The sequence below is a fragment of the Bradyrhizobium sp. CW1 genome, from assembly GCF_023100665.1.
Classification (GTDB): domain Bacteria; phylum Pseudomonadota; class Alphaproteobacteria; order Rhizobiales; family Xanthobacteraceae; genus Bradyrhizobium; species Bradyrhizobium canariense_D.
The window spans coordinates 6444082-6462665 of sequence record NZ_CP064684.1; the positions used below are offsets into that span (position 1 = coordinate 6444082).

An 18584-nucleotide genomic window follows, 5' to 3' on the forward strand; every position below is an offset into this window, starting at 1 on the left:
CGGTCGCAATCAGACCGCCTGGCTTACTGCGCTTCGAGCGCGAGAAATTGATTGGCCGATTGCTTCCGCGGATATCATCGTGGCCAGCGGCCGGGCGCCGCGTTTACAGGTCGAATATATGACCGCACCGTCATCCCTTGTTCGACCAGAGAACGATCTTGCAGCCCGGGCCGTTCCACACATGAGTCAGAGCCCCTTTTGGATGCCGATCGGGGGTCCAGTCCAATGCCGAACGCCACCCGTGTCAGCCACGACGGGCTCGTGTGGATCAGTGGGAACTATTACAGCATACCCGACCATACGCGGCGCAGTGTCGAGGTGCAGCAATTGCCCGATGTAATCCCATTCTCGATCAAGCGCAATCGTTGCCGTCCATCCCGTTCTAGAGAAGGCCGCCGGCGAACTCGCGTCGCGCCCGAGCATCGACAGGCGGTCAACCGGTCTAGGTCGCGACCAGGCGTATCCGAAGCCCTCGTCGATCGGGCCGGCGATCACACGCCAAGGCGGTCGCTGGGCGTTACCGAGGTGTCGCAAGCGCCTCCCCCAATCGGAAGGCCGGCCATAACCATCCACGCGCAGCCGGCAGCGATCGACAGCGTCAAGAAAGGCCTAATCGCACTCAACATGCCAGGTGCGCTCAGAATGCTGGACACCACGCTGCGGCGGATTGAAAGAGGGTGAGGTCACCTGGATTGAGGCGCTCGAAACGCTTATCGAGGAGCTGACCGTGCGCGACAGTCGCGGTGTCAGCACCGCGCTGAGAATGTCTCGCCTGACCACGGTCAAAAAGGCTCGCTGGCTTCGACTTCGCATTCCAGCTCGATCGCAATCGCATTCTGGCGCTTGCCCAATTGAAATTCATCTGCTTGCGACACCGGCAAGAGCGATCTCACGCCGGCACTCGCGGTCGAGGCCGTGAAGGCGGGAAAGAGCGTCGCGTTCGCCACGATCGCGGACATCGTGACGACCACCGTGCGCGAGCACCTGCGGTTCCTCGCCCGCGCCTCCCTCCTTGTCGTCGACGAAATCGGTTACCTCCCGGTCGCGCCTGGCGGCGGCAATCTGTTCTTCCAGTTGGAAGACGCCCGCTATGACAAGGGCGCGATGATCCTCAATTCAAACTGGCCACAGCAGTGCTTGATGGACTGCTTCCCCACGCAATTGTTATCACATCGAGGGATCGAGCTATCGGCTCCGCCAGCACGCCGCTCTCGTCCCGGAAACGTCCGCTCGCCAACCCGCCGCAGCCCAAGCGCCGCGGCCGCCCGCCTGGAAGGACCAATGACTTAGCGGCTGATCCCCGAAGCACAATCGCCGTCACCCAGGGAAATCTGGACATTCTCACGGAAAGTTCGCTGCCCGTTGACAGAGGTCCATGATCGCCACCAGGTACAACAGCCATCTGCAGTCGAAACGTAAGTGATGTCGGCGAGCCAGATCCGGTTCGCTGCTGCGGCCCTAAAGTTGCGATCGATGAGGTTTGGCGCGATCGGCAGGCCATGACGGCTGTCGGCAACGCGGTGCGGCCGGGCCATCATGGCGCCGATGCCTTGCCGATGCATTAGGCATTCGATCCGGCCATGGCTGGCGCCAGGTCCTTGTGCCCGCAGCGCGGCATAGACCCGTGGGTTGCCGTCCCCGAGCGCCGCTGTCCTGATGAGATATCAGTCGAGAGCGCAGCATTGGTCGTCGTGCGTGCTCTGTCCGGACGCTCGCGCCAGGCGTGATAGCCGGCCGGCGAGACCTCGAGCAAGAGACAACAGAACCAATACGTCCGCTACTATTAGGTATGCCCGGGTCACTTGTGTAGGGCGGCAGCGCCAGCGCAGCGGGCGGGTGCTTGCATTGCGCGATATCGTGCACCGATCGTTGCGGACAACGTGATTTGGTCCGCGCAATCGGAATACGCTGCGCTGACGCGATTGCTTGTATTGCGGTTGTGGCTCACGAAGCGTCCCACGTTCTCAAGTTAACGCATTTAGTCTTGAGCGCATATAGGTCGCAGGTCCAGGCAGACGTTGACGAGCAATCAATGCGAGGCGCTTTCGCATCGACACGCAAGACCGATCCGCTGCGTTGATCTTCCGAGCTTTTTTGCTTCAACGCGTCGCGCAAAGCTCCTGGTCAGGAGTCCGGCCGATCGCGCACTCAATGCGTTCGCGCATAGCTGGATCGATATCTTTGGCGCCGAGCAACTTTGGCGCCGGCCGCTCTTGCATTTGAAGAGCTGGTCTATCCCAGCTAGCGCAACTGCAGAGCCCCAGAGTGGCGAAGAGAGCCGAGCACGAAAGCAGACAAAATGAACCCAAGCGCCACCGCGCTGCCTTACGAGGTGAATTCATGCGGTCCTTCTTAAATTGACTGCTGCGCCTGTGAATCGGGCGCAAGGAGCGTGTTGCTGAGTTCCTCGGACGGGGCGTCGTCGTCCTTTGCAGCTGCGAGTGTAATGGATCCAACAGGCTGGATTGTGAAGTCCGAGGCAAGGTCCTGATAGGATAGAACAGCAAGATCGATCCCATTACGGGTGAGAAAGCCGCGGACAAAGCGTCGAATATCCATCGAAGCAAGGATAACCGGCTTGATCTGCGCCCGAACTACGTTCGAATGGATGTGACGCATTTTTGAGAGCAGCGCCTCGCTTTGCCCGTCGCTCAAAACCAAGTAGGGTCCTTTGGCAGTCTCTCGAACCGCGCTGCGCACGATATCCTCGGTTTGACGTTCGATGACAAAGACCGGCACGACGCGGTGTGCGTTGGCATACCGGTGGCAGATTTGCCGTCTCAGACCGGAGCGAACATGTTCCGTGAGCAAGACGACGTTTTGTTCACGTCCGCTCCATTCGGCCAATGCCTCCAGAACCAGCCGTGTGTTCCGGATCGGAATACCCTCCTCCAGGAGGCGCCGCAAGACGTCGGCTACTTTAGGGATCGGCGTCGTACGCAACACCTCCTTGACCAGATCGGAATATTCCGTCTCCATGCGGCCCAGCAACTGGCGCGTCTCCTGGATACCCACCAAGCACTGTGCATAGCGGGTCAACGCCGAATGGACGCGCAAGGCCAGGATTTCAATGGGACGGTGGTGCCCGATGCCGGCTGCTTTGAGAGCCGGTGCATTGCTCTGTTCAATCCAGATTTGATCCGTCTCCCGGTCATGCCGAAACGGGATGCCACTCAATTCAATGTTGGCCGGATCGTCGTGGAGTGCGAGCTGGGTTGGATCAATTAACTCCTGCTCGACGGGCACGCCCTCGACATCCACCCTGTACTGCAGGTCTGGCAAGCGCTCGTCGACCTCGATGGGGATGCGCGGAATTGTGATGCCGAGATCAGACGAGATCAGTCCCGAAACGCGTGCAATGTGCTGTTGCAATTCTTCTTTGTCGATCGCCCGTGTCAGACTTGACGCAAGGAACAACGCGATGGGAAGCGCCTCCGCAGGCACGATTTCCTTGTTAGACTCTGTGGGAGCCGGGCGAGAGACATCAGCGCTTTTCTTGCCGCTTTGGGTCCCACCGTCGGCAAAGCTCGCTGCCGCAAAGACTGCAGCCAAGACGAGAAAGACAGGGAGCGGAAAACCCGGAATAGCCCCCATTACAACGAGGACGCAGGCAGACAGCCGCAATGCGTGCGAGTTTGCTGTGAGCTGGTTAACGATGTCGGTCCCAAGATTGAGCCTTACGACCCCATTTACACGAGTGATGATTGTCGCAGCTGTAATCGAGAGCAGCAGCGAGGGAATTTGTGAGATTAACGCATCACCTATGGTCAGCAGGGTATATTGATGCAGCGCCGCCTGGAAAGACATGCCCTTGGAGAGCAGGCCGATGGTGATCCCGCCCAGCATGTTGACGCAGATAACTACCAATCCTGCGATGGCGTCGCCCTTTACGAATTTCATGGCGCCATCCATAGCCCCGTAAAGCTGGCTTTCTTTCTCCAATGTAGCGCGCCGGCTGCGCGCTTCGTTCTGATCGATATGGCCATTGCGCAATTCCGCATCGATTCCCATCTGCTTGCCTGGCAGAGCATCGAGCGTGAACCGCGCCGCCACCTCCGCCACGCGTTCAGCCCCCTTGGCCACGACGATGAACTGCACCATGGTCACGACTAAAAATATGACAATACCAACGACGATATTCCCCGATATGACGAAATCACCGAACGTGCGAATGATGCTGCCCGCATCCCCCTCAGCCAAGATCAGCCGCGTCGTTGATACGGTGAGCGCCAGACGGAATACCGTGGAAATCAGAATGACGCCTGGCAAGGACGAGAAATCAAGTGGAGTGCTAATATAGAGAGCGACCATCAGCAGCAATATGGCGAAGCCCAGATTGAAGCCGACGAGCGTATCGATCGCCACTATCGGGATCGGCATGATCATCATGCCGACCGTCAGAAGCAGCATCAACGCGACCATCAAATCGGAGCTGGCCGACGCGCGCGCAATGATCTTACGCAGGACGCTGGTCATGGGGACCTTCCGATCGTTGATTGATCAGGCCAGTGCCGTCACGCAACGAGACATAGCGTTGGAAAGCGGCGAGCGCCTCGTCTATGAGGCCGGCCCGCCGCAGGGCGTGGCTACGCAACAGCATCAGAGAGATACGCGCCGAGGGTTCGTCATCAAGTGTGTTCAGCCTATCTATGACCTGCAACGCCTCACCTCCGAGACCTTCCAAGATGAGGGCATAGGAGAGAATCCGTAATAGATCGACATCTCGCGAGTCCTTGCCGACGATGAGTCGTAAGAGAGCCACGCATTCTGCGCTCTGCCCACATGCAAGGTGAAGATACGAAAGTGTACAGAGCAAATCGCGCTCCTGCCCGGAACTCAGTGAGTCGTTATCGGATTTGGAAACGTTGGTCGTCCGTTGCGCTCCATCGGAGTTGAACATTGTTAGGCTTCGATCAAGCTATTCCGATTCCGGCGGAGCAGCGCTAGCCAGTGCAGTCCCTGCCGTAGGACGACGATACCGCCCCCAGCTATCGGATCCGCAGGCGCGGCCGCCAGCTTATGGACGAGACCTTCCAGAACAATGCTATACCGCTCCGCCCGCAGCATGTCCGGATGACGAAGGCTTGGCGTGACGAAGGAGAGTAGATCGTGCGCGATATCGCGCCCGTAGAGCGATGCCATCCCAGCGCGTTGCTCGAGCTCATAAATGCGAGTGCGCATCTCGTTGAGACTGACACGCCCGACTGCATCAATACCTTTGGCCTCCGATGCGGCTTCGATCGCTAGATCCAGCGGCATATAGCGCGTGTTCAGCTCGCCCCAGATCGACGCCAGCTCCTTCTCGCCGTTTGCACGAGCACCGTCCGCCTCACCTTTATTGGGTTGGATTGTCGGCCCTATCACTGGTTGATGATGGTGCTCGCTGAGTCTCTGCGAAGCAGTGCCAGGCCCGACATCGTAGCGGGACACCTTTGACATGACGATCTCCTTATCCTTCCTTCGGGCCCGGAAACCCTAATACGGAACGGCAACAACGCGGCCATTGCGGCTTAGCAGCACACGCCCATCCTCGATTCGAGTGACCGCCCATCCGTCGGCCAAGAGAGCGCCGACGAAATACTTCTGCCCACCGACAAGGAGATAGGGCTGGGGTCCGCGCGAAACAGCTTCGATCGCGATTGAGGATGGCTGCTTTTCCTCCTTGACGATCACTCCGTTCACCAGTGTCACCGCACCGTATGTACGACCATCGAACCATTGCTGGAGCTCCTGCCATTTCGCAACGGTTGCAGGCGTGACTTTTCCCTCAGCGCTAACAAAACCCGGCCCCGAACCAACCCTGATATCGAGCAGGCCCGCCTTATCAATTTCCTGTTTCAGCACTTCGGCCGCAGCCTGAGCTCGCCGATCGTCAGGCCGGTTCATACCCAGCTTGGGTACAAGCTCTGCGGCAGGCGGAGCAATGCCGGTCGGTGCACTTCCGCTGGCTTTGAAGAAAATCGTCGAGAGACTGCCTACGCCAAGAAAGCTGAGGAGCACGAGGGCGAGAGCTGAGATCCAAACGCGCGAGAGGCTGATCGACCGAGCCTCAATCGCATTCTGCATCGACCAGCGAATAGACATGGCGCCCGCACGAATGACGGCGGGAAGAAAAAGAACAACACGCTCACCTGCGGCGATATCCCCTTCGCCCTCTGGGGTGCTTACGGTCGCAAGAGCCTCAAGCTCGATTGAATTGCCAACGAGGGTGATACGTAGGTGATGCGGCTCAAGCCCTTGTTCGACGAAAACCATATCCGCGTCGAGGCCGCTACCGATAAGACTCGTTCCGACAGCCGCCTTCCCGCTTAGCCCAGCATAAGGTCCCGACAGTACCTCGAAATGTAAGGAGGCGGCCTCATTCACGGACAATTCTCCGAACTATGAGGAGCACGGCAGGGCGATTGGTCGCACGACTCATTCCTAGGCCGCACCACTCACATCACCCCGACGACGGGAACGGCGGGGCGAGATTCGCCCCGCCTTTCACCGTTATCCGTTGACGCGCTCGCTGGCCGCCTTCCTCTCACTCGAGAGCTCGGTCGTCAGTGCACGCAACTTTATGTCCTGCACCATGGCCTGCTGGTTAACCGCCTTCAATTCGTCGATCAGTTTCTCGAAAGTACCCGTCCCACCAACGTTATCGGTCGCCGAGTTACCGACGCCGGGACCCGCGGACTTGGTATCAGTCTTGTTATCAGTCTTGCTAGCATTCTTGCTATCATGGGAGTCGTGGACACCACCAGTAGAAGGGCTAGTAGAGCTTGTTTTGGTCATATCGCTTCACCTTCCATTTTTTTGCTGCCATCAATGGCAACACTCCACTGACGTCGAAGAACCGGCGTCAGGTATCCTCTTCTGTTTCAGCTATAGCTTCGCGAAGATTTGACATGTTTCGCTCCATCGCCTGCATCGCGACGTTGGCAAGAACCGAACCGAAAGCCGATTCGAACTTCTGACGATCAGCTACCGACTGCGAGCTGCCACTGTCAGAATTGGTATGGATCACGCCTTCGATTGCCCCGGCCATCTGGTGCCTCTCACTTCAGTTCCGCCAAAACGGTGGTATCACCACCGAGCGATTCACATTGCTCACGCTACTGGGATTAGCTGTCGAGAAGCTGACGAGAATGAGAACAACCTCACTATCGTCAAGTGAACCCAGCTGAGAGCGCGCATTCGCAGGTACATGCCGCGACTGCCACCGCGCGAATTTCTCGGCCCCACTTTCAATCTCTACATAATGCCGACGAGCGCCAGATCGCGGCGCCGGCCCAACGCACCTCATCACATCGCTCGATCAGCAATGGTGTGATGGCAAGTCGGAGGCAAAACCGTGCGCAGTTAAAAATGCTACCGCGGGAATCGGTGGTGATGTTGTTTCGTGGCCCCACAGCGATCGTCACTCGGGACTGACGACCGCAGGCACCTGCTTTGCGAAAGCGTCAGAGCAGCGTCGTGCCTGCACATGCTCTGAGCCGGAGATGAGTTTCATGAGCACGATGACGCCTCTCCGGGATGTTAAGACGACCGACACTGGCTCGTCCTGCTCCGTCTAAAAGTCGTCAGCTTCTCGAAAGCTCGCCCCCTTAACGTGAAAGCCTCGATCTTACGATGTCGATGCCAAGTATTTACCGCAATGGAATGGAAATGAACCTAATGCAGCTCAACAGCGTTTCGCTGCCCGCCAGTGCAGATCCAGCTCTGTTCGGGCTTGTCCCGGGGGCTTCGTCGGCCTTGGAATCATCCGCGCAGACCCCCGGCCAGATTCGGGAAGGCGAACCTTCGATGTTCGAGGCGATCGTGTCCATCTGCTCGCGGGAAGAGAAATCCGACGTTCCCTCCACGCCACCGGATCTGCTGCAATCAGAACGACAGATCCCGCAGGATTCGCTGGACCAGTTGTCAGCGCACTCGAAGGCGGCGATCGAGGCGGTGATGAAGGATCCGGTTTTTTCTTCCTCGGTCGATTCCTCCTCGGTCGACACCCCTGGTGCAGACGCATCGTCGACGGCTGCTCCATCGCCTGACGTACCGAGCACTCCGGTGCCAAGCTCTAGGATCACGTGGAACGGCGGCACGCTCACCAATGCCGAGTTGCAGATCGTGGCAGTGCTGAACCGGCATAAGGACCAATGCCCACTCAGCTGGGACTCGCTGGCAGCCAAGGCCAGCGATCCGTCGACGCCCCCGGATCTGAAGGAGGCGATCGAAGGATTGCGACGCGATCCAGAGCTCTTCTATGCGATTGGCTCCCAAGGGGACGGCCGCTGCGGCGGCAAGATCAAGGCCAAGGATCTGTCAGAGTTTTCCGCCAGCCATTCGCAGGTTGCTACATTCCAGGAGCAGCAAGCGCAAAGCTACGAGCAGAACTATATTCCATCCGACGGCACCTCGAATGGACAAGCATCGGTCATGACGTTGAATGATGCATTGCGCGAGCTTTACAAGTATTCTGACTACCTGCCCAAGAATTTGAGCCTGGACGATTTCAAGCGGATCGTCGACGGCAAAGCCGACACTGGTAAGTGTCCGCCTCAGCTGATCGCGGCGGCTCAACACTTCCTCGAGCACCCGGACGCCTGGGAGCAGTTGTGCGGTGGTGCGACTGATAAAATCCACAAGGAAGACTTCTTGCAAGTCGCCTCCTCGTCGATGAATTCCACGCAAAGCGAGCTGAACACGCTCGACACGATCAACAAGAATCAGAACGCCTTCTTCGGGGACGGTGACCTGACACGACACAAGTTGGCGAGTATGGTCGAGGACAAGACTCTCGACCCGAAGATACGAGAAGCGGCATCGCAACTGCTCTCGGACCCGATCTTGTTCCGTTTGCTAAACAATTCGATTACGGGCTACAAGACCCATCAGGAGTTCTTCGATTTAGGCGGCGGGCATACGGTCGACTCCGGTAATATCAGCAACAACGACTTCAGGCACTTCTATAGCAACATGTCACCTGCGAACCATACCGTTCAGCAGATCAAGACCCATGTCCCCAAGACCGCCGCTGAACAAAATGCAGTCACAGACATGTTGATGGGGGTATCCGACCAACCCGATGTCGCGTCTCCGAAGAAGAATGGCGGGGTCCTCATGCATGCGGTCGATGACGTAGCCAAGGTGGGCTCGAAGGTGCTCGACTGGGAGGCCACGGCAGTAGGCCTGCTCGGCGTCATTCCGGGACTGGGCGAGTTGGCCGATGGCATATCGATGGTGCTCGAGCTCGAGTCGCAAGCATTGAGCCTTCTGCATACGGGCATTAGCGGAGGTGATATGAAACAGGCTCTGAAAGAGGTTGGCCTTAATCTTGCGGGGCAGGCCATTAGCTTTGTTGCTGGGCCCGAGGTCAAATTCGCGCTGCGCGAGGGCCTCGCAAAGGAGATGCTCGAACAGACCGTGCAGTTCGGCCTCGATACGGCGATCTCGAAAGTGCAGTCCTATGCCGAGGACCATTTGGACGACCTGAAGGCACGCCTTACCGAGCCCATGCAGGCCGCAGGCGTTCCGAGTTAGGTCGCTACGCCGCCGTCGTCTCAGAAGGTGGCCTGAAAGGCCAGTTGCGGGTAAGGTGCGATTCGTATCTACCTTTTCAGGGACGGACGCTTGCAACTTCTGCGCCGCTCGACAGTACGGCCTCGAGAAAGTCGGTATGTGCCACGTCATCAGGGCGAAGCCGCCGCTCGGCAAGCGGCGGAAGAACGCGCGCTGCACTCGAGGCGCACCCCACGCGCGATGAAAGTCGCCTGTAAAAGCCGCCGAGCGCGGTGTCTGTACGGCCCACGGTTACGGCAGCAAGGCGCAGAATTGCCGCCGCCCTACCGCCGGATCCGCGCGTTCGGGACGAGAGCATTCTGCCGCCGGAGACCTTGTCGTTCGGCGCCAGTCCCAGCCAGGAGGTAAAATGCTTTGCACTTCGCCACGAGGAGAGGTCGTCGCCCCATTCAGCGATCAGCTTCAGCGAGAGGTAAGGACCGAGGCCGTCGAGCGTGGTGATGTCCTTTCCGAGCAACGGAACAGCGCCACGCGGACGTTCGTAAGCTAGAGCGTTCGCCTGATCGGTTCGATTCCGACGCGCCTTCAACACGGATTCGATCCGGGGCGTCGCAGACAGATGCTTTCTCGTGGTAGGCGTCCTAAAGCGCAAGTGCCTGCTCGAGCGCAAACAGACGCTCGGCGCGATAGCTTCCGGTGAGCGCGTTCACGATCGTCTCCGCGCTAGCGTGGCAACTGTAATGGGCGCAAGCACGCCAGCGCCTCAGGATCGCGCGGATGAGGCGCAGCCGGTGGCGCCGGTGATGTCGGCGAGATCTGGTGGAGTTGAAGATTATCTCCGTCAAGGCCTTGTGCATATGCTTGATGTGGGAGGCCGCGTACCCAATCAGACGCTCGCGCTGGCGCACGTAGGCTCGCAGCTCCGCAATCTGTCCTTTGGGCCGAAAGCTGGCTCGCGACAGCCCAAACGAATGGAGCCGCTGCAGCCACTGCGCATCGGTGATATCGGGCTGCCTCGAGCATCGGCACCACTTCTGACTCAAAACACATCGGCCAACCGGTCCGGCCGGCGCCGGCCGCGCCACCCTTCTTCTGCGATGGTAGGCGGGGTTGTTCTGGGTCCGATACGCGGTTGACGGACTAAACGACGCCTTGGCGGCGGCCACTGGCGGGCTGACGGTACTTCGTGTAGAGCCTTCTGTCGTTGCCGCCCGTGATGCAAGAAGTTTCTGACCCGTTCGGCGTGTGGACGATGCGCTCTTCTGTCAGGCCTTCCTTTACGGCGTCCTCAGAAGCCGCTGGCCGGTACGGTGATCCGCGGATCAAGTCCAATTCTCATCTCCGAGCACCTCGGCTCTTCAGCTCTAACTGGTTTTCCTGATCCAGATCTGTTCGATCGTTCCGCCCATTAGGGTCGTCCCCTTCTCACACCCTTCACCAACGTCAGGCTATTTCGTGCTGCATTCGTCATGATGCCGTCACTGCCTGCGCTGGGTTCCGATAATCCACCTTCCGGGTGGCCATGGCCCAAATCGTCCCAGCCATCTTGGCCGCGAAGGCGATCGCCACGAGCAGTGCGCGGCTTCCGCGAGAGCGCTTCGGCGAGCACAAGAGCTGCGTTTGCGCTCAGGTAATCTACCACTTCGCCGGCGGCCAGACCGTCGTCCGCCACTGATCCAGCAGAGCTGGCTCGAGACCGGAAGACGAGCCGCGGGCGTGGTAGTCGATGGCTCAGCTCCGGCTGCCTGTCTTCTCGACTCGGCTTCGGAAGGCGGAGCTTCCATGAGTTCGAGCACGGCGCGCCCCTTCCTACGCCAACCGCCGTTCAGGCGCTCGTCGAACGGCAGTGCCACGTAGTAGGCGACGTCATCCGGAGTCACTCTCGCGATCGCGTTGCGCGCCACGCGCCCACGATCCAGTCGACACTGCGTGCAGTTCGCTGCCTCGGACTGGGAGTGCCACCAGGTCGAGCAAGCCATCCAGCGCACGAGACGCTCGGGCGGCGGTGGAAGTCGCTTTCCTCGCGGCGAGCTCGACGCCTCGGCGGGTCCGAGTGCCCCGCATCATCTTCCCCTTGCGACGTGCCGCTTGCACCAGTCCAGCACCTCCTCGCCTCGTGCTGGGTGGATAACGTGGAAGCCTGCATCGCGCAACGCCTCGACGATACGCGGTCGAGCTGCCCAAAGGGGTCGGATTTTCCCTTTATGCGCTGGCGTCAGCTTACGGACAGCTAAGCTGTCTATCAATCGGGTAAGGTCTAACGACCTGAAGCAATGCAAGACGTATGATCCAGGTGCAGTCGTCATGTACGGTCGAGTTAACAATTGGCCCGATATTCCGGCCGAAGAAAGATATCATCGGGCAGCAAACGCTGAGGAAGCGGGTGCCGAAAGCCAGGGCTTCGCGGATGCGTTCGCTAGAACGCGATTGCAGGAGTCCGCTGGCAGCTCACCTTCGCAACCGAGTTATTCCCTCGTTCGAAAACCTCCTGTGGTCGAGATCGACAGAGCTACCTTCAGGACAGAAGTGAGGACCTTTCATGGCGACGCAATCAACCGCATCGCCAACAATCCACACGAGTACTCGGAATTTGTATCCGCAAGAGCTAAGCGCACAGCAGAGGTCGCTAAGGAATACGGTATCAGAAGAGATTCAGAAGACGCCCGATATTACAGCTACCAATTAGGAAATGTGAGCGTTGGCCTCCAAAGAACGGAGGCCGGATTCAACATGACTGAGTTCGAAAGCGATAAGTGGCGAAAACAGTTCCCTGGACGCAGTGAAGTCACCTCAATTGTTGATTTTCAGGTTGCTCATCCGCTTGTCGCGAACGCCGGCGATATTCTGCTCGAACATCAGCTTCGGCAAGACGGCGAACGACCATTGGTGAACTGGCGTCCTGCTAATGCAGAAGCGAAGGCCCGCGCAGAGACAATGGGCTTCGTTGAAGTGGACGAGGACGACATGGTACTTGACCCCACTCAGTCCGCCCAGTGGACAAAAAACAGCCTCGGTGAATGGCAGCGCGCAACTAAATCTCAGCTTTATCTCTCCAAGGTCGATAGTGATACGGAGGTTGCAGCAGATTCCGAAGAGGATGGTGACTTTATGTAATGCCCAGATCCGCTGGCATTCATGTTTGGGCAGGCGGTGGAGCAAGGAGCGCAGGCAAACGGACAGCTGCGGCAAAGGTCAAGCCTCAGCCGAGCGAAACCGACAATTCGACTGGATCGATGCCGACAACCCGGCAGCATCCTTGCCGAGCAGCGCAGCCAGCGCCTCAGAGAAGTCGCCGGTCGAGATACCCTTCAGGTAAAGGATCGGCAGCAGCGTCTCGATCGACTTCGACCGGCGCATGTAGGGCGGCAGGATCGACGGCGAGAACCGGATGCGGCCAGGATCGGCGGCGTCCGCTTCGCGATCGCGTACACGCGGCTGGCGGACGGCGACCGGACCGATGCCGGTCATCACTTCGCGCTCCGGCAGGTGACCGTGGCGGACGACGCGCTGGTGGCCGTCCCGGGTCTTCAAATCGGCATGCTGGCCTAGAAAGTCTGCAACCTCGGCCTCGACCGCCTGGGCCAGCAGGGCACGCGCTCCATTGCGCAAGACTTCTGTGAGTTGATCGTCGAAGATTCCTGGCTGAATCAGATGGATGACGTTATCGTTGGACACGGCATATCGCTCCTTCGGTGGAGAAGTGGAGGCGTCAAGCACCCCCACGATATGCCGCCTTTCCGATTCCCGCCGTCACCAACTTTGGGCGATAGCTCATAACCGGCGTGCCCTCGCTCGTGCTGACGGACCATGACCAGCTTCGCTCACGGCGCTTAAAGGAAATCTCAAAGAACGAAAAACGATCGGACATAAACACCGATGGTCTGTCTGTACCGGAACGCCCGCCGCGGCTGCCCCGGAGATGGATTCGCCGTGTGGTGGAAAATAGACACTCTGGCAAGTGGCGAGACATCGCACGGACATCGCGGCGAAAATCGTCAAAAAGAGCCCCTCCAGCGCTGAATTCCACCAACGATGCGGTTCCTCCAGCACTGGAGTGGCGGAGCAAGACCAGCACAACTACCCTGTACGTGGAGGGCACAGCAGCAACGTCTCGGGCACCTACGAGCAACGACGACTGTGGTGAAGTTCATACTCGACTTTGGAATCAGCTAGTAGTCTCTTTGAGCGGTTCACCGTGCTTCCTCTGCTACCATTCTTTGCGCCTTGCGGAGTCGCCAAGTGTTGGACGCAACGACCACTGCGCTTTTGCGTGCTGTTCTTGAGGAGGTTTGCGACGGTCTGCCTCGCAGCGAAACCGGCACTCGGGCCCATGTCGCTTCCAAAATCTTGGAGGCCGCCAACAAAGGTGAGATCACAGCGGAGCGCCTTCGGCAGGTCGCAATGCAAGCTCTTCGCTCCGCGCCAACGATGTGGCGGTAGATGCAGACAACTCTGATAGCGCTCATGTGAATTTCCAGGTCACGGTGTTGAAGATCTTTGTCAGCTACCCGGACGGGTTCGCATCCATGCCGGATCTCAAGCGAGACATGGCCATTTTGGCCACGAGCGGTCCGGATTGGGCGGCGCGCACCAAGAGAATGGGCGCCCGTGTGCCAGAGCTCGATTTTTTTCGCAGCAACTCGTCGAGCGCTTGAATGGAGGGTGGCGCATCACGGAAAAGGGACGAGCGGTGCTCGAGTGTCATTCGGCCTGCAAAAATTTGCAAACGATGACGTAATTGCGGTCGGCACTCGTGGCAGACAACCTCCGTTATCGTGGAGCCTCGCAATTAAATGATTCGAAGGAGCTCCCATGAAGCAGTACGTCCGGCTGGACGTCTCACAGAGAGAAACCGCTGTGTGCGTTGTCAACGAGACTGGTCAAGTGATCTTCGAAGGGAAAGCAAAGTCTAATCCTGGTGCCTTGACTGACCTGCTTAACAAACATGCGCCTCATGCCGAGCGTATCGGCTTCGAGACCGGTGCTATGGCGAGTTGGCTATGGCATGAACTCCGCAGGGTTGAGCTTCCCGTGGTCTGCATCGACGTTCGGCATGCGCACGCAGCTTTGTCGGTCCGAATGAACAAGAGCGATCAGAATGATGCGCGAGGGCTTGCCGAACTGGTGCGGCTTGGATGGTATCGAGAGGTAAAAGTCAAAAGTGAGGAAAGCCAGAAGATCCGAGCGATCCTTGTCGCCAGATCTCGGCTAGTGTCCATGCACCGAGACATCGAGAACCAAGTTCGCAGCTTGATCAAGGAATGTGGATTGCTGTTCCCTCGCGCGATCGGCCAACAATTCCGCAACCAGGTCAGCGAACTCTTGGGCGTCGATCATTTGCTTCTCAGCGTGATATCGCCGCTGCTCTCGATCCATGAGAACGTTTGTCAACAACAAGGTAAGTTCGACGACCAGGTCCGCCGGTTGGCAAAGCTGGACGACACGACGCGTCGCCTGATGACGGTCCCCGGGGTCGGTGTCGTGACGGCCCTAACGTTCCGCCACACGATCGATGACCCCTCGCGCTTCCGATCGGCTTCGACGGTCGGCGCCTACCTAGGCCTTACGCCGAGGCGCAGCCAATCCGGCGAAACCGACACCAACGGAAAGATATCTCGATGGGGCGACCGGCTTCTCCGAACTTACTTGTTCGAGGCCGCCACTGTCCTTCTTTATCGAACCAAAAAGTGGTCTTCCCTAAAGGCCTGGGGCATGAAGCTCGCCAAGCGGATCGGCATGAAGAAGGCAAAGGTCGCCATCGCCCGAAAGATCGTAAGCGTCGCTCTGAGGCCCATTTGATTGGTGCTTGACGTCTATTTTGAACGCGTGGTGCGCCGGCGCGGCTTCCATATTTCCGACAATGCGTTGACGGCGGCCTCGAGCGCCTTCCGGTCGACGACGTTGGGATCAAACTGCTCAGGGCCCCAGAGGCGCATTTGTTCGTGCTCCGGATGGGTGGGGTCGCGGATGGCGTCGAGGTATTCGGTATAGCCTGACGCACCGCCGACATCTTCCGGAGGACAACGGCCGGCGGCCTCGAGCAAGAGGGGAAGTCGCTCCGTTGTCGTGTTGTCGAACCACTTTTCGAGCTTGATCACGTGATCCCAGCTGTCGCCGAAGTCGTAGAGATAATGGATCGTCTTCGCGCCGGTCTCGTGAACGATATTGGAGAGCCGCGTCTTGCGAGCATCGATGGGCTGAGGGCCAAAATCTCCATCGGGATCAGGGATACCCCAACGTCCTTCGCCAGCCAAAAACTCGAAGAGATGGCTATTCGTCCAGCCAAACGCCGCCTGAAGCGTCAGATGCAGCCGATCAAGGCGCAGCGTGAGCGGCACGACAAGGCATCGCATCACCTCCGGTTTCACGTCCTTGAGGGTCACCTTGATCCGGACCGCGGTCGTGCTGAGGCTCATGCCGCAAGCCTCGGATCTTGTGCATGCATCGTATAGGTGGATGCCCAGGGAAGCAGTTCGTCCAGCCGTGCCGCCGGCCAGCCATTGACGAGCTTTGCGAGAACGTCGGCAAGCCAATACTCGGCGCTGACGCCGTTGAGCTTACAGGTCTCAATGAGCGACGCCAGCAATGCCCAATTCTCAGCACCCTCGTCACACCCGGCGAACAGGGCGTTCTTGGCATTGAGCTTGATCGGCCGCATCGCACGCTCGACTGCGTTGGTGTCCATTTCGATGCGCCCGTCATCAAGGTAGAGCGTCAAGCCGTTCCAATGACGCAGTGCATAGCGTAAAGCTTTCGCCGTCTCACTCTTCTGCGCGAGGTGACCAAGCTTCGCCTCAAACCACTGCTTCAAGGCTGCAGCCAACGGCCGGGCATGCGCCTGCCGGCCCGCGCGGCGCTCGGCGTCAGATCGGCCACGGAGGGCTTTCTCGACCGCGTAGAGCTGGGCGATGCGCTCGAGGGCCTCGCGGGCAACCGGCGCCGGCGCCGGCGAAGCCTCGCGCTCGATCTTCACAAACTGGCGCCGGAGATGCGACCAGCAGAATGCGAGCGTCCCGGACAAGGCGTCCGCACGCGTCTCTCGCATCATGGTCTTGTAAGCCTGATAGCCGTCGCAGTGGATGATGCCGCGATAGCCTTCGAGCAGTCGCAAGCCATGAACGGCGCCGCGGCCTGGTGCATAGGCATAGACCACGCCGGGCGGATCAGGCCCGGCCCAAGGCCTGTCATCGCGCGACAGCGCCCAGAAGTAGCCGGTTTTGGTCCTGCCGCGCCCGGGATCCAGCACCGGCGCCGGGGTCTCATCGACACAGAGCTTCGGAGAGGCGAGCAGAAGCTGGCGCAGTCGATGCCACAAGGGCTTCAATTCCTGGGCCGCATAGCCGACCCAGAAGGCGAGCGTGGAACGGTCGATGGCAATACCGTGCGTCGCCAGCATCTGCGTCTGGCGGTAAAGCGGCAAATGCCAATGATACTTGGCATCGATCACATGCGCGACGAGCCGCTCGGTCGGCAGTCCTCCCCTGATCAATCGCTCGGGAGCAGCATGCTGGAGGACGACGCCGTGACAGGCGCGGCAGGCCAGTTTGGGGCGGCGGGTGACGATAACGCGATACTGCGCCGGTACGACGTCCAGCCTCTGGCTCTCATCGTGACCGATCTCAAAAAGGTCGCCTGCGCAGCATGGGCAGCAGGTTGCAGCGGGCATCAGGTCCTCGATGATGCGCGGCAAATGCTCCGGCAGCTTGCCACGATTGGCCCTGCGCTCGGCAGCTCTCTTCTCGCGTGTTTTGGGATTGGCGCGGTCCTCGGCTGCTTCGAGAGCCGCGACAGCCTGATCAATATCCTCCAGAATAAGCTGGAGCTGATCAGCGTCAAGCTTTTCCGACGATCGACCGAACTGCGCGTCTTTTGCAAGCTTGAGCAACCGCTCGAGCCTGGCGCAGCGATCCAGCAGAGCCGCGGCAAAGGCACGCAACTCGGCTGGATCGCTCGGCAGTTCATCAGGCAAATCACTCATTGGCCCGAGTCTGCCATGCTTCGCGCCCCGATGCAGCGAAGATTTTATGTCCTACGCAAGCGCTTTCGGCTGCGGGATTCGAGGCGCATGCATGCGTGTCCAATCCATGCCGGCCAGAAGCGCGGACAACTGCGCGGCGTTCATTCGCATGACGCCGTCAACGACCGGCGGCCACTTGAAGGCGCTGCCCTCAAGCCGCTTCCAATACAGCACGAGGCCACTACCATCCCAGACCACGATCTTCACCCGATCAGCGCGCTTCGCACGGAAGACCACCGCCACGCCCTTCATCGGATCGTGGCCCAGCGTCTCCTTCGCCAACAGCGCCAGACCATCCGCGCCCTTCCTGAAGTCTACAGGTCGGGTCGCAACGTAAATCATGAGGCCAGCGGGAGCCGTCAGCATGAACGTGCCCGGCGCAACGCAACAAACACATCACTCAGCACGGCAAGTCCAGGCGTCCCTCGCACCTCAACTCGTGCCCCCTGGAGCTCAACCGTCACAACGGCTGCTTCCGGCGATGAGGAGGGCGCGGCAGCCGCCGATGGCGACGATTCCGACACCAACGGCACAAACGACAGTGCACCCGCCGCAGCTGGCAGCACCAGTTGACCTAAACGCGCCCGGCGCCGCCAGTCATGCACCTGCTGTGGCCGGCAGCCATGCCGGCGTGCGATATCTGTTACAACCGCGCCCGGCTCAAGGCTTTCCGCGACAATCCGGGCCTTCAAATCATCCGGCCACTGCTTACGGCCTGCGCCGGCGTACACTTCGATACGCTGTGTCAATGGTCGTCTTATGTCGTCCGAATGGTCGTCCATTATGAGCACCCTTGCAGAAGATGACTCTTCTAACGGTGCTCCCAAGATCGCGCACAGACAATCTAAAGGGCCGCGGCGCTACGCTTACGAAAGATCGCCGTGATTCTCCACTGCATCTGGGTCGATGGCACGTCGTTCGACTGGGGCCAGCCGAAGCCAATCTGATATTTGCTCGCAAGTTCCTGGTCCGGTCCGCCGGACTGGCGATGTCCCGCTGGGACGGTGGTCGTGGTGACCTCGGTCAATCGGCTGGTGGCGGTTCGCCCGCACTCCGCTGCAAACGTTGA

General features: G+C 59.3%; 16 protein-coding genes and 2 pseudogenes. 6 read left to right on the forward strand and 12 right to left on the reverse strand.

Annotated features, from left to right (window positions below):
- Nucleotides 1-915 precede the first annotated feature (915 nt).
- The gene (locus IVB54_RS41780; RefSeq protein WP_345947066.1) at nucleotides 916-1290 is read left to right on the forward strand and encodes an ATP-binding protein; all 375 of its coding nucleotides are present in this window, start codon (nucleotides 916-918) and stop codon (nucleotides 1288-1290) included.
- Nucleotides 1291-2352: 1062 nt separating this feature from the next.
- Here IVB54_RS41780 and sctV read toward each other — a convergent pair.
- The 6 genes from sctV to IVB54_RS31290 all read right to left on the reverse strand — a co-directional run bounded on the left by sctV (nucleotide 2353) and on the right by IVB54_RS31290 (nucleotide 7030).
- Entirely contained in the window at nucleotides 2353-4476 is a 2124-nt protein-coding gene (gene sctV / locus IVB54_RS31265; RefSeq protein ID WP_247344790.1) for a type III secretion system export apparatus subunit SctV, read from the reverse strand.
- Nucleotides 4457-4900, reverse strand: a complete 444-nt coding sequence (locus IVB54_RS31270) for a histidine kinase (RefSeq protein ID WP_247776603.1) — start codon at nucleotides 4898-4900, stop codon at nucleotides 4457-4459. The genes sctV and IVB54_RS31270 overlap by 20 nt, the downstream gene beginning before the upstream one ends.
- A 2-nt stretch (nucleotides 4901-4902) precedes the next feature.
- Nucleotides 4903-5439: a hypothetical protein gene (locus IVB54_RS31275; protein WP_018458378.1), complete on the reverse strand. Its 537-nt coding sequence runs from the start codon at nucleotides 5437-5439 to the stop codon at nucleotides 4903-4905.
- 36 nt (nucleotides 5440-5475) lie between these two features.
- A complete protein-coding gene (locus IVB54_RS31280) occupies nucleotides 5476-6366 on the reverse strand; it encodes a hypothetical protein (RefSeq protein ID WP_018458379.1) in 891 nt (296 codons plus the stop codon).
- A 126-nt stretch (nucleotides 6367-6492) separates the two neighbouring features.
- On the reverse strand, nucleotides 6493-6777 hold the full coding sequence (locus IVB54_RS31285; protein ID WP_018458380.1) for a hypothetical protein: 285 nt from the start codon (nucleotides 6775-6777) through the stop codon (nucleotides 6493-6495).
- Nucleotides 6778-6844: 67 nt separating this feature from the next.
- Nucleotides 6845-7030 (reverse strand): hypothetical protein, encoded by a 186-nt coding sequence (locus IVB54_RS31290; protein ID WP_247363765.1) that lies wholly within the window; start codon nucleotides 7028-7030, stop codon nucleotides 6845-6847.
- 629 nt (nucleotides 7031-7659) lie between these two features.
- Between IVB54_RS31290 and IVB54_RS31295 the strand changes: the two genes are divergently transcribed.
- Complete coding sequence (locus tag IVB54_RS31295) at nucleotides 7660-9519, forward strand: HrpF/NolX family T3SS translocon protein (protein ID WP_275996078.1); 1860 nt, start codon at nucleotides 7660-7662, stop codon at nucleotides 9517-9519.
- 76 nt (nucleotides 9520-9595) lie between these two features.
- Here IVB54_RS31295 and IVB54_RS31300 read toward each other — a convergent pair whose 3' ends face one another.
- A complete protein-coding gene (locus IVB54_RS31300; RefSeq protein WP_026233566.1) occupies nucleotides 9596-10015 on the reverse strand; it encodes a transposase in 420 nt (139 codons plus the stop codon).
- A gap of 1973 nt (nucleotides 10016-11988) precedes the next feature.
- Between IVB54_RS31300 and IVB54_RS31305 the strand changes: the two genes are divergently transcribed.
- Complete coding sequence (locus tag IVB54_RS31305; RefSeq protein WP_018458384.1) at nucleotides 11989-12612, forward strand: hypothetical protein; 624 nt, start codon at nucleotides 11989-11991, stop codon at nucleotides 12610-12612.
- A gap of 117 nt (nucleotides 12613-12729) precedes the next feature.
- Here the strand turns inward: IVB54_RS31305 and IVB54_RS31310 are convergent.
- A pseudogene (locus IVB54_RS31310) lies at nucleotides 12730-13173 on the reverse strand (transposase); the annotation flags it as partial.
- 564 nt (nucleotides 13174-13737) lie between these two features.
- On the opposite strand from IVB54_RS31310, the gene IVB54_RS31315 reads away from it, so the two are divergent.
- The 3 genes and pseudogenes from IVB54_RS31315 to IVB54_RS31325 all read left to right on the forward strand — a co-directional run bounded on the left by IVB54_RS31315 (nucleotide 13738) and on the right by IVB54_RS31325 (nucleotide 15297).
- Entirely contained in the window at nucleotides 13738-13938 is a 201-nt protein-coding gene (locus IVB54_RS31315; protein WP_247363768.1) for a hypothetical protein, read from the forward strand.
- 26 nt (nucleotides 13939-13964) lie between these two features.
- Nucleotides 13965-14197: pseudogene (locus IVB54_RS31320) on the forward strand (hypothetical protein); the annotation flags it as partial.
- A gap of 113 nt (nucleotides 14198-14310) precedes the next feature.
- Entirely contained in the window at nucleotides 14311-15297 is a 987-nt protein-coding gene (locus IVB54_RS31325) for an IS110 family transposase (protein ID WP_247478235.1), read from the forward strand.
- Between the two features lie 14 nt (nucleotides 15298-15311).
- Here the strand turns inward: IVB54_RS31325 and IVB54_RS31330 are convergent, their stop codons facing one another.
- The 4 genes from IVB54_RS31330 to IVB54_RS31345 are packed head-to-tail and all read right to left on the reverse strand — an operon-like array spanning nucleotide 15312 to nucleotide 18297.
- Nucleotides 15312-15914: a plasmid pRiA4b ORF-3 family protein gene (locus tag IVB54_RS31330; RefSeq protein WP_247776472.1), complete on the reverse strand. Its 603-nt coding sequence runs from the start codon at nucleotides 15912-15914 to the stop codon at nucleotides 15312-15314.
- A complete protein-coding gene (locus IVB54_RS31335; RefSeq protein WP_247776473.1) occupies nucleotides 15911-17476 on the reverse strand; it encodes an IS66 family transposase in 1566 nt (521 codons plus the stop codon). Before IVB54_RS31335 ends, IVB54_RS31330 begins: the two co-directional genes overlap by 4 nt.
- Before the next feature lie 51 nt (nucleotides 17477-17527).
- Nucleotides 17528-17881, reverse strand: coding sequence for an IS66 family insertion sequence element accessory protein TnpB (gene tnpB, locus IVB54_RS31340; RefSeq protein ID WP_091898177.1), 354 nt, complete (start codon nucleotides 17879-17881; stop codon nucleotides 17528-17530).
- Nucleotides 17875-18297, reverse strand: coding sequence for a transposase (locus IVB54_RS31345; RefSeq protein ID WP_247365184.1), 423 nt, complete (start codon nucleotides 18295-18297; stop codon nucleotides 17875-17877). Before IVB54_RS31345 ends, tnpB begins: the two co-directional genes overlap by 7 nt.
- Nucleotides 18298-18584 lie beyond the last annotated feature (287 nt).